3 protein-coding genes (1 of these 3 running past the window's edge) are annotated in these 12,866 nt (G+C 71.6%); all 3 read right to left on the reverse strand.

Annotated features, from left to right (window positions below; genetic code table 11):
* Window positions 1-11,292, reverse strand: the 5' portion of a protein-coding gene (locus ACSBPH_RS04735; protein ID WP_442576447.1) for an HYR domain-containing protein. 24,030 nt of this gene lie to the left of the window's left edge; only the first 11,292 of its 35,322 coding nucleotides appear in the window; the start codon lies at window positions 11,290-11,292; its stop codon lies off the left edge, out of view.
* A gap of 124 nt (window positions 11,293-11,416) precedes the next feature.
* Window positions 11,417-11,893, reverse strand: a complete 477-nt coding sequence (locus tag ACSBPH_RS04740) for a YbaK/EbsC family protein (protein WP_442576448.1) — start codon at window positions 11,891-11,893, stop codon at window positions 11,417-11,419.
* A 33-nt stretch (window positions 11,894-11,926) separates the two neighbouring features.
* Window positions 11,927-12,727, reverse strand: a complete 801-nt coding sequence (locus ACSBPH_RS04745; protein WP_442576449.1) for a methyltransferase domain-containing protein — start codon at window positions 12,725-12,727, stop codon at window positions 11,927-11,929.
* Between the last annotated feature and the right edge of the window lie 139 nt (window positions 12,728-12,866).

Genomic DNA, 12,866 nt, shown 5'->3' on the forward strand with positions numbered 1-12,866 from the left:
CGTCGACTCGGCGCCGCCCCCCGCGAGCGCGACCGCCGGGTTGCCGCCGGCGATCGCCACGGCGACGGCCACGGCGATCGAGGTGACCGAGATGTGACTGTCGCTGATCGCGGTGACGAACACTCCCCCGGGGGCGGCGATCGTCCCGGCCTCGACGAGGAGCGCCTGCACCTGCACGTCGATGCGGTTGTGCGCGAGCGAGAGCCCGACGGCGCCCGACCCGCCCTTGCCGGCCGTGAGCACGGCGGCGACGGCGGCGGCCCGCGCGTCGGCGGTGATCGACGAGGTGTCCTTCGCCGTGATCCGCAGTGCGCTGCCGGCCGTGACACCGGTGCGGGTGGCGGATGCCTCGACACGCGCCCCGATCATGTTGTCGGTCCACACGCCGCCGATCGACACGGCGATCGCCGTGTCGGTGGAGGCGGCGACGGCGACCGAGGTCGCCTCGACGACCGCCGTGATGACCGAGGCCAGCTCGGCCGAGACGATGACGTCGCTCGCGGCGCCGTGCGCTTCGAGCATCGCGTCGACCGCCCGCGCCTTCGCCTCGATCGGATCGGACGAGCGGGTGTCGTCGAAGGCGGTGGGGTTGCCGAACTGCTCCCAGCCGATGAGGTTCCGAGCCACCGAGATGCCGATCGCGACGGCGGGCGTGGTGCCGCTCGCCGCGACGGCGACCGCCACCGCGAGCGCGCGCACGGTCGCGACGATCGTGGCGTCGTACCGCGTCGACAGTTCGAGGGCGCCGCCCTGGGCGGTCACACGCGATCCGTCGATCGTGGCGTTCGTGTGCCCCGCGATCATGTTGATCGCGACCGCGCCGCCGCCGCTGACGGCGGTGGCCCCCTTGATCGTGACGGCGACGGTGATGGCGGATGCCGTCGCGGTGGAGTCGATCGTCGACGAGCCGGTCGCGGCGACGGTGACGGCGCCCGACGCGCGCGCCCACTCGACGTCGATGAGCTGAGCGTCCGTCGCGGTCTGGATGTCGTTGCGCGTGACGCTCAGTGCGACACCGACGCTCACCGTGCGGTTGTCGGGGTTGAGCGAGACGGCGACGGCCGTCACGGGCGCCTCGACGAAGGCCGTGATCGAGGTCATGTCGTCGGCCCGCACGACGAGATCGCCCCCGGCCGCCGAGATCGCCGGGGTGTCGTCCGAGGTCTGCGCGTCTTGGATCCGCGCCCGTGTCAGGGTGCTCACCTTGTTCATCGCGATGACGGGGTCGATCGCGACGGACGTCGCCTCGTCCTCGAGGCTCACGGTGACCGTCACCACCGACGAGGCGACATGCGCGTCGATGCGCGCCGAGTCGGCGGCCGAGACCTCGACGCCGCCTCCCGCGCTGAGCGTGCTGCCGACGACGTCGGCGGCCGCCTGGACCGGCTTCTCGGTGCCGATGATCGCGCCGGCGAAGACCTCGGCGATGTTGAAGACGATGTTCTGCGAGTCCCAGCCGACCGAGTTGAAGGCGAGCGTGACGCCCACGCCGATCCCCGTCGTCGCCGTCGCGTTGGTGACCTCGGCGAAGATGAACGAGCGGTTCTGCGCACGCACGACGATGGCGCCGCCGGCGATGACCGTCGCCCGTGTGACCGCGACCGTCGCACCCGAGAGCACCGTGTTGGTCGCGATGACGATGTTGACGCCGATCGAGCGGAAACCGTCCTCGTCCTCGCCGCCGGGCGTCTCCGAACCGCCGGTCCCGCCGGTGCCGCCCGTCCCGCCCGTCCCACCCGTCCCGCCGGTCCCACCGCTCCCGCCCGTGCCGCCGCTCCCGCCGCCGACGTCGCCCTGGCCGCCCTCGACCTTCACGATGCTCGTGTCGGTCGCCGTGATCCCGGCGCGCTCGGTCGCGGTCAGCGCGACGTCGGCCTCGGCATCCAGCACCGCATCGCTCACCTCGACGGCGACGCCGCCGCGCACGTCGTTGACGACGACGAGGCCCGCCACGCCCTGCGCGCTCGTCCAGAGCGACGCGACCTTCTGGATGAGCCAGGTGAGCCAGTCCTCATCGTCTTCGCCCTCGGTCTGCAGGAGGCGCCAGCGCGTGGTGTCTGTGTAGGTCTCGGTCGTGAGGTCGACGACCTGGTCGCCACCGAGGAAGGCGTAGACGTTGCCGGCGGCCGCCGCGGTCGCGTAGTCGTCGGCGACGCGGACGAGCTCGCCGTTCTTGATGGCGACGGCCGTGCCCGAGTTGGACGTGTAGCCGTAGTCCTGAACGGCCTCCTCGAAGATGCCGGTGAACAGCAGCGTCGGGTCGTTGACGGCCTGCGAGAGCACGTCGACCGTGCTGTCGGCGGCGATCTCGGCGACCTCGTCGGCGCTGACGGTGATCCCGCCGCCGGCCACGATGCTGACCGGCGATGCCGGGGTCCCCCGTACAGCTGCCGTCGTGGAGGCGTTCACGAGGTTCTTCGCGACGCCGAAGCCCATCGACTTGGCGCTCGAGCCCCACACCATGATCACGACGGCCTTTGATTCGTTGCTCAGCTCGGCGTTGATGACGGCCGCGTTCACGGCGATCACCGCGATATCGCCCGAGGCCTCGACATCCGTCCGCTCGATGAGGGCCTCGACCTTCGCGGGCTGCAGGCCGCCCATCGCCTCGCCGATGAGCGGGTCGCCGATGATCGCGTCGATGAGGTTGAAGAGCAGGTTCTGCGACTTCCAGCCGATCGAGTTGAAGGCGAGGGCGATGCCCTCGTTCTCCTGCGCCGACTCGATGTAGACCTTGGTGACGGCGTCGAGCTGCGCGATGTTCTCGGCGCCGACGAGCACGTCGCCGCCGGCGACGACGTCGCTGTCGACGATCTTCGCGATCGCCTCCGACAGCACGACGTTGGTGGCGATGACACCGCCCCGTGCGATGGAGTCGCCCTCCATGTCGGGGAACGACGCGCCGCCCGACGAGACGATCGAGCCGTCGGCCGTCGCACGGAGGAGCGCCTCCTCGTGCGCCTGCACGAGCACGTCGCCGCCGGCCTCGACCGACACGTGGTCGATCCGGGCCAGGGCGCTCGCCCGCACGTCGTTGAGCACCACCAGACCGCCGTACGCGATGGCCTGCGAACCGCTGATGTTGAGTCCGCCCGGAAGGATGCCGTTGACCGGCACCGGCTTCCACCACCCCAGATCGTCGTAGGCGTACGGCGGCGAAGTGAGGTCCATCGTCGTGTCGGGACCCATCCACTGGTAGATCTCGCCCTCGTCGCCGCCGAGCGCGAGCCACAGCGTGGCGTCGGTGTAGTCGACCAGCGAGAGGTCGCCGAGATACGGGGTGGCGCCGACGTACTCGTACGCGCGACCACCCTCACCCGCGATGAGTGCCCACAGATCCGTGTCGGTGTAGTCCTGGGCGCCGAGGTCGCGCCGCGCGCTGCCGCCGACGTAGCGGTAGGTGCCGGGCGCGCCGCCGCCCGTGTACCCGGTGAGCACCTCGACGACGTCACCGTTCATGAGGATCCGGTAGCCGGCGTCGGTGTCGAACCGCGCGTCGGCGTAGCCGTCGTCGAGGCGCACGATCTCGCCCGTCTGCACGCCGCCGTCGATCTCGCCGTCACCGCTGGAGTAGTCCTCCTCGATGGCGGCGACGCGCACCGTGTCGCCGAACTTGATGAGCCGCAGGCCGGCCTGGCTCGAGACGTAGTCGACGGGGCGGCTGTCTTTGATCGCTCCGCGGATGATCGAGAACCCGCCGTCGTTGGTCGTGGTCGCCCCCGTCACGAGGGTGACGTTCGCGAAGACGCCCGACGCGTCGGAGGCGTCGACGACGACATCGCCGCTCGCGTGCACCGTGAGCGTCGCGGCGGATCCCGCGACGATCTCGGCGATCGTCTGCGACGCCGTCTTGTTGCTGGCGAGGAGCACGCCGACCGCGGAGCCCTCTGCGCCGTAGAGGGCGGCGGCCTCGGTGGATGCCGCGTTGCTGACCGTCGCGTTGAGCTGCGCCGTGTTCTCGGCGAGCACCGAGATGTTCGCCGCCGACACGATGGTGCCGGTGAGGCGGGCGATCGCCTCGGCGGGCCGGGTGCCGATGTAGTCCTCGATGTTGTCGCCGGCCGCGTCGTCGATCCCCTCGATGAGGAGCGCGTCGCCGAGCAGCGTCTCGAGGGCGTTGAAGAGGATGTTGGAGGCCTTCCACCCGATCGAGTTGAAGGCGAGGGCGATGCCGACCGCCTCTGCACCGGAGGCGAAGGACGAGTTCAGGGTCGCGTCGAGTCCCGCGCCGTTGATCGCCTGCACGAGCAGGTCGCCGCCGAGCGTGATCGCGGAGTCCGTCACGATGGCGCGCGACGAGGCCAGCACGACGTTCGCCGCCGATTGTCCGCCCCTGGCGAAGACGGTGCCCTGGCCCGTGAAGCTGTTCCCGCCCATCGCCGAGACGTTCGTCTCGACCGTCGCGACGAGGAGCGCCGTCCCCTGCGCGACGACCGACAGCGACGCCGCCGTGACGACCGCGCGCGTGACCGCGGCATCCGCATCACTGCGTACGTCGTTCATGACGAAGGTGATCCCGATCGCGCGCGCCTCGGAGTCGGTGAAGTTGAGATTCAGCACGTCGCTGATGCCGGGGATGATCGAGTCGAGGTCGTTCGGTTCCTGGACGAGCTGCCAGAGCAGGGTGTTCGTGAACACCGTCGTGCCGAGGTCCACGGGACCGGCGGGGCCCTTGTAGAGGTAGATGTCGCCGTCGGCGTTGGCGAGCACGCGGTCGCCCGCCGCGAGGACGCGCGTGCCCGACGCGGCCGTGAACGCGTAGTCCCCGTCGAAGAGCCACTCGCCCACGATCTCGGCGATCCCGGAGAGGTTGTTCTGCGTGTTGACGTTCTGCACTGTCGTGCTCTGCGCATCGACGGTCGCGGCATCCGTAGCGGTGACGTCGATCGACCCGCCCGCCGTGACGGTGCCGGGCGCCCCGGATGAGAAGACGATCTCGGCGCGCGCGGCGCTGCTCACCTTGTTCGTCGCGAACAGGAGGCCGCCGGCGGCGCCCTCGGCACCATAGCCGTTCGCCCCCGGCGCGGGGGTCGTGGCGCCCGGGAACAGCAAGGTCACGACCGCGTCGACGGTGTTCTCGTTGCCGGCGACGGCGGTGACCGAGGTCTGGCTCGTCGCGCTCACGATGATGGCGCCGGAGATGTCGAGCGGGGAGTCGGTGATGATCGCCCACGCCCGGGCGGGGGCTTCGCCGCTCACCTCGCCGGCGAGCACGGGGCCGCCCAGCAGGGCGTCGAGGAGGTTGAACAGGAGGTTCTGCGACCGCCAGCCGACGGCGTTGAAGGCCGCGATCGCCGTCTTGGCGTCCCAGGCCTCGACGGTCGTGGTGGCGGTGGCATCGATGCTTCCGGCCTGCTCGGCCGCGACGAGGAGATCGCCGGCGGTGACCGTCAGCGGGCTGCGCGTCACGAGCGCGTCGGCCGTCGTGACGACGTTGTTGGTGACGAGCACGCCGCCGCTGCCGTTCCACGACGAGATCGTGCTGTCGTCGAACGAGGAGATCCTCGACTCGTCGGTCGCCGTGACGGCGATGCCCGAGACCGCGTGGATGACGGCATCCACGATCTCGGCCCGTGTCGAGCCGCGCACGTCGTTGGCGACGATGAGACCCGCGTAGCTGTTGGAGTCGCCCGTCAGGTCGCGGCCGATGGCGTTGCCCATGGCGCCGAGCGTGGCGTAGGTCGTCGCGTACGTGATGAGCGTCGCGGTCGTCAGCGCCTTCCAGCGCAGGATGTCGCCGAAGTCCTCGGCGCCGAGGTCGACGGTGCCGTCGATGCCCATGTACAGGTAGGTCACCGTGACGGGCTCGCCGTCTTCGTCGGTGCCCCACGCCAGGACGCGATCGCCGAACTTCACCGCGACGGTGCCCGAGTTCTCGGTGTACTCGTAGTCGCTCGTCGCGAGCCCGAACCAGCGGTTCAGAAGACCGCCGGCCAGTTCGATGTCGGGCTGGACCTCGGCGTAGAGCGAGGTCTGGGAGTCGATGGTCGCCGCGCGGATCGCGGTGACGGTGACCGAGTCCGCGGTGACGGGGACGACGACGACACTGTCGGCGAGCACCCATCCGGCGGAGGTGTAGTTCTCAGTGGCCAGATCGATGGTGGTGCCGCCGGCCGGAGGACCCCGCGTGCCGCCCGTCCACAGGTACAGCTTCCCGTCGAGTGCCCGCACGACATCACCGGCGTGCAGCGACGAGGGCGTGTCCGCCCACGTGTAGAGCGGCACGGTGGCACCGTCCATCTTGGCGTTCGCGCCGCTCGAGACGCGGTTGGACGCGACGGCGCCGTTGATGCTCAGTCCCTCGGGCCCGAAGAGTGCCGAGGGGAAGGAGGTGGCCTCGTTGGACAGATACGCGATGACGGATGCCGCGGCCTGCGCCGTGACCGCGACCGCGCCGCCCGCCGTCACGCGGCTCCCCCCGATGACGGCCGTCGCATCGGCGGGGCGCTCTGCCCCGAAAGCCGTGTTCTGGCCGATGAGCGGGTCGCCGATGAGCGCCTCGATCAGCGCGAAGAAGACGTTGGTCGGCGCCCATCCGATCGTGTTGAACGCGAGGGTGATGCCGAAGGCGTTGCCCGCCGCGTCGACGGCGGCGAGCGCCCGCGCGTCGATCTCGGCGACGAGCTCGGCGCGCACCGAGATCGCACCGACGATGTCGAGGGTGCTGGCCAGGACGCTCGCCGTCGCCCCGCCCAGCACGCGGTTGGTGGCGATGATCCCGCCGGCGGCGAGGACGAAGCCCTGGCCCGTGAAGCTGCTCCCGCCCGAGGCCTTTGCGGTGACATCGGCTTCGGCCCGGATCGCGGCCTGCTCGATCGCCAGCACCGTGAGGTTCGCGGCATCGACGCTCGCCCGCAGGAGTTCCGCGGTGACGTCGCTCTGCACGTCGTTGAGCACCATGACGGCGGCGACGGTCACCGACGGCGAGGTCGTGATGTTGAGGCCGTTCGGGAAGTAGTCCGTCGGCCCGACCGACTTCCACCAGGCGGGATCGGAGTAGTTCTGCGCGCCGAGGTTGACGTCCGCGGTGTCGGGGCCCATCCACTGGTAGACGCTGAGGGGACTCCCCGAGACGTACGTCCACAGGGTGTCGTCGGAGTAGTCGAGCGCGTTCAGGTCGAGCTGAGCCGCCGCGCCGTGGTAGCGGTAGAGGCTGCCGGCCTCACCGCCGATGGGCGCCCAGACGTCGGCGTCCGAGTAGTCCTGGTCGCCCAGGTCGATCCGGCCGCTCTGGCCGAGGTAGCGGTACGACGCCTCGGGGTCGCCCGGGCCGGTGTAGTCGCCCTCGACGTAGACGACGTCGCCGTGCGAGACGAGCCGCACGCCGGAGGCGGAGGTGAAGCGCGCGTCGCCGTAGCCGTCGGCGAGCTCGACGACGTCGCCGGTCGCGACGGTCACGAGCTGGTCGGCGGGCGAGGTCGCGGCGACATGGTCGATCGACTCGTAGTCGGAGGAGATGCGCACCCGGTCGCCGAAGGCGAGGTCGACGACGCCGTCCGACGTCTCGTGCTCGGCATCCGCGAGCGCGCCGGAGCCTGCCGCGAGGAAGTGCAGCCCGCCGTCGTTCGTCGTGATCGAGGACGAGACGAGCTTGACGTTCGAGAAGATCATGGCGTCGTCGTCGGCCCGGATCGTGAGGTCGCCGCCCGCCGAGACGACGACCGGCGTCGAGCCTGTCGCCCTGATCGCGGCCCGGGCTTCGCTCAGCACCTTGTTCGTCGCCATCGTCACGCCGGCAGCCCCCGACACGGTGCCCGCGATCGCGGTGACCGCGGCCTCGGAGGCGTTGCTGACCGTCGCGTTGACGAGCTCGGCGGTGCGCGCGCTCACGGTGATGTCGCCGTCCGCGGTGAGGTCGGAGTCGATCGACGATGCGATGACCGACCAGACGGCGGCGCCGGCGCCGAAGGTCGTCCCGAGGAGCGCATCGAGGGCCGAGAGGAAGGCGTCCAGTGCCGTGTCGTCGATGACCCAGCCGATGAGGTTGACGGCGAGGGCGGCGCCGATCGAGAGCTTGGGGATGTTGTCGAGCTGCAGGGCGCCGGTGGTCGCGACGGCGCTGACATCCGACGTCGCGTCGATCAGCGCCTGGGCCGCCTCGGCGGAGATCTCGATCGTGCCGGCCGTGACGGAGCTGTCTTCGACCAGTGCGGTGACCGACCCGCGCAGCACATTGGCCGCAAACACCGCAGCGACCGCGATCGCGTCGCTCGACACGAGTCCGGGGCGCTCGGCGATCGAGGCGGCATCGGTCGTCGAGACGAGCCGCGGGTCGCCGTGCGCCGTGACCGCGACCGCACCGCCGGCAGTGACGACGGAGTCTGTGACGCCGGCGGCGACCGTCCGCACGAGCGAGTTCCAGGCACGCGAGGCCGTCAGCGTGACGAGCGGCGTTCCCGGAACGAGCACGAGGTCGGCCGCCGTCGAGGTGAGGCTGCTGGTGTCGGTGGCCCCGACCGACACGGCGTCATCGCCGGTGATCGTCGCTTCCTCGATGGCCGCGCGCGTCGCGCCGGTCACGTCGATGCGCGCGTCCTTGGCCCGCGCGGCGTACTGCCCCGCCGTCGTGGCCGTCACTTCGAGCCCGCCGACCGTGAGGGCCGCCGAGCCGACGCGTGCGGTCGCGTCGTCCTGGTCGACGTCGACGTGTGCGACGCCGACGAGCGCGGAGGCGACCTGGGCCGCAACCTCGCCGTCGTTCGCGGCGCGCACGGCGACGAGACCTGCCGTCGTGATCGGCGCCTCGATCGAGGCCTCGGTCGTGCGCGAGATGTCGACGTGCACCTGCAGGCTGTCGAAGCCGAAGTGGGTGTCGGCGTACAGCGGGCCGGTGACGGGGCTCGACAGCATCGCCTCGAGCGCGGGCCGGCTCTCGTCGTCGAGGACGACGACGAGGCGTGTGGTGTCGGTCGCCGAGACGACGAGCGTCTGGCCGCCGGCCGGTCCGCCGATCGTCACGGCCGCGCCGGAGCGGATGTGGGCCCGCGTCGCACTGACCGCGTTGACGTCGACGCGGGCGTCCACGACCGAGATGACGTCGGTCCACGGTGTGAGCGACGTGGCGACGGCGTGGTAGTCGACATCGACATCCGTCTTCGCGAGCACCTGCAGCGTCGCCGCGACGACACTCGCGCCCGCCACGATCTCGGCGAGCGCCGACGATCCGAGGGTGTACGTTGCCGTCTCGGCCCCACCGGTGCGCGTCACGTGCTGGCGCGCTGTCGCGCTCACGATGACGTTCCGCCCCTCGAGGTGTCCCGCGACGCTCGCGGTCGCAGCCACACCGGAGGACGCGGCATCCGTCGACGACACGGCATCCAGCGTGACGTCGTCCGCCGTCCGCACCGACGCGCCCGCCTGCACGAGGATCGTCTCGGCGAGCACCGTGAGCGACGCGACGCCGAGGTCGATCGATCCCGTGAAGTGCACTTCGTCGATGCCCAGCAGGCCGTCGATGACGAGCGCCGTCGTCGGGATCGAGAAGTTGAGCGTCTCGGAGGTCGGAGAGGTCACCGTGAGCCAGCCGGCCAGCGTCGCGTGGGGGGCGACGGTGATGACCTCGTTGCCGGCGGTGCCCTTCACCGTGATCGTCGTCGTGCCCGAGAGCGTGATCGGCTCCAGGCCCGCGTAGACGTATCGCACGCCGCCGACGTCGATGACGCCGGAATGGGGGTCGTGCGCCTCCGAGACGACGCTTCGGCCGGCGGCGTCGATGACGAGCGTGTCGAACCCGCCGGCACCGCCGTCCACCGCTCCGGCCAATCGGCCCGCGGCCCCGAACCGGAATTCGTCCTGGTTTCCGGCTGCCCCGACGAGATTCTCGAAGCCCTCGAACGAGACGCCCGACACGTCGCCGCTGCCCTCGCCGTCGATGTGCCAGACCGCGTCGGCCGCCGGGCCGGCGAGGGTGTCGCTCCCCGCGCCGCCGACCACCCGCACCGAGGTGCCGCCGGTGGATCCGCCGAGCGCGATCCGGTCGTCTCCGGCGCCCCCGATGAGGACGACGGATGCCGCGGCCGGCGCCGCGTCGACGGAGCCGTCTGCTCCCACCAGCGCGAGCACGCCGTTCACCATGACGAGCTCGTGCGCGAAGCCGTCGCCGGCCGTCGCGACCGCCGTCCCGCCGTCCATCGACCAGCGCGTGAGCGTCGCCGTGACCGGGATGGGGTCCAGGCCCGGAAGCCGCAGCACGGCGCTGCGCGTCCCCGGGGCACCGGGGACGAGGACGACCGTGACCGTGACCGACTCGCCCGGCATGAGCGTCTCGGGCAGTCCGTCGAGCCGGAAGGCGCCGCTCGCGTCGTCGAGCACGTCGGCGAGGGAGAGGGGCTCGGTGCCGGTGTTCGTGAGCACGAAGGTCATCGAGCCGCCGGTGAGCGGATGCCGCGCCCCGAAGTCGACCGTCGAGACCGACGCCGTGAGGCTCGGGGCGACCGGCGCGACAGCGTCGACCGGCACGTCGGCGGCGGCTGCATCGGCCGGGTCGGTGGACGCCGGATCGGCGTCGCTCGGCGTCACTGCCGCGACGGGCGCCGCATCGGCGGGAGCCGCGTCGACGGGAGCCGGATCGACGGCGACCGGGTCGGCGGGGGCGGGAGCGGGCTCGGCGACAGGCTCCGACGCGACGGGCGCGGCCGGGGGGGCCTCGGGCGCCGGGTCGGTCGAGGGAGAGGATGCATCGGCCGGCTGCGGATCGGCGGTCGGGTCGGACGTCGTGCCGTCGGTCGCCTCCATGGCCGCCAGGAGCGGTCCCGAATCGGGCTCTGCCCCGACCAGCGACGCGTCGTGGTGCGAGATCGAGAGGCGGTCCCCCGCGTGGAGCACTTCGCCCATGAGTCCGTGGTCCTCGTGGTGCAGACCTAGGGCGTGGCCCATCTCGTGCCGGAGCACGGAGGCCAGGCTCATCCGCTGCCAGCCCCAGCCCGCGGCATCGGCGTCGATGCGGATGTGCCGGCCGTCGGCGTAGCCGAGCTGGCGCCCGGGGAGGTCGGCGAGCGTCACGACGATGCCGTCGACGTCGGCGCCTGCCGCCCGCCACTCGGCGGCGACGGCGCGCGCGGCGCACTGGAGCGCCTGCGGCGTGAGTTCTGCGGCCGTATGGCGGTCTGCGGACGACGCGGTCCCGGCGAGCAGGGCCCCGTCCGAGGAGATCGGGGACGGCGCCGCGACGGCGGTCTGAAGGAACAGCGCCAGCACGACGGACAGCAGCACCACCCGGAAGGGGGCGGCGGAGAGGGCGCGTCCGAGGACGCCTTCCCCTTCGGCAGCGCTATGGCTGCGAGGTTCCCTCACGCGCGTCCCCAAACGTAGTGCGACCCCCGTCAAGGCATGTGTCTACACCTAGCCCCCGCGGCATACAACAGCAGATATTCCGCCGCGAGATATGCCGGCAAGGGAATCCGCGGAGTTCGGAGGGTCAGTCGACCTTCGTGACCATGCCGCTGGTGAGACGGACGAGCTCCTCGTAGGTCATCGGGAACACCGTGTGCGGGGTGCCGCCCGCGGCCCAGATCTCGGGGAAGCGCGCGAGATCCTCGTCGACGATCGTCGTGAGCGGGGTGGGATGCCCGGTCGGCGCCACGCCGCCGATGGCCTGGCCCGTCGCCTCGCGCACCTGCTCGGGGGTCGCGCGCTGGATCTTCTCGCGTCCGAGCCGCGCTGCGAGGGCCTGCGTGTCGACGCGGTGCGCGCCGCTGGTCATGACCAGGAGCGGCTCGCCGTCCGACCAGAAGACGAGGCTGTTCGCGATGGCGCCGACCTCGATGCCGAGCGCTGCTGCCGCGAGCGGCGCCGTGGATGCGGCATCCGGAAGCACGACGATGTCGCCCGTGATGCCGGCGGCGCGCAGAGAGTCGTGGACGAGGCGGCTTCGCGCGGGCAGGTGCTCGGTCACGGCGTCAGCCTAGCCGCGGGCGAGGATCTCGCCCTAGCCGCGGGCGATGATCTCGCCGTGCGGCATGAGCACCCAGGCGTCCTCCGATGCCGCCCATTCCCGCCACGCCTCCGCGATGCGCTCGAGGCCCGCCTGATCCGTCACCCCGTGCGCGACGGCGTGCTCGGCGAACGACGAGTGCAGCGCGCGGTCGGCCCACGACCCGCCCCACCACTCGCGCTCCTCGGGCTTCTCGAAGAGCCACAGCGAGGCGGAGGACTCGACCTCGGCGAACCCGGCAGCGCGAGCCCAGGCCTTCAGTCGCCGGCCCGCGGCGGGCTCCCCCGACACGAGCCGGTGGACGCGGAGGTACACCTCGTGCCACTCCGCGAGCCCCGGAAGGAGCGGGTACCAGATGACGCCGCGGTAGTCGACGTCGCGCGCCGCGACGACCCCGTCGGGAGCGACGACGCGGCGGAACTCCCGCAGTGCGTCGACCGGCCGCGAGAGGTGCTGCAGCACCTGATGGGCGTGCACGACGTCGTACGAGTCGTCGTCGGCCTCGAGGGCGTAGGCGTCGCCGACCTCGAACGACACGTTCCGGGTCCCTCGCTCCGCGGCGAGCGCGGCGGCTTTCGCCACGACGTCGGCCGCGGCATCCAGCCCCACGACCTGGCCCGGCGCGACGCGCTCGGCGAGGTCGACGGTGATGGTGCCGGGACCGGCTCCGACGTCGAGGATGCGCTGACCGGCGCGCAGGTGCGGCACGAGGTACGCCGCGGAATTGGCGACGGTGCGCCATTCGTGCGAGCGCAGGACGCTCTCGTGGTGGCCATGCGTGTAGCTCCCGGACATGGTCCGACACTATCCACGCGGGCGCGCGCCGTGAGCAATGTGACGAAACCGGCACGAAGGTCTTTCGCATCGCCACATGCTCAGCAGATTGCGCAACGCACGGCCCGGGAGTTGAACACACCGTGAAATGGTGGTGCAA

Origin of the sequence: Microbacterium sp. F51-2R, assembly GCF_052180235.1 — a bacterium.
GTDB lineage: Bacteria > Actinomycetota > Actinomycetes > Actinomycetales > Microbacteriaceae > Microbacterium.

Excerpts from the sequence above, each read along its gene's own strand:
- ACSBPH_RS04745 (WP_442576449.1), bottom strand. The coding sequence starts at position 12,727 with ATGTCCGGGAGCTACACGCATGGCCACCACGAGAGCGTCCTGCGCTCG.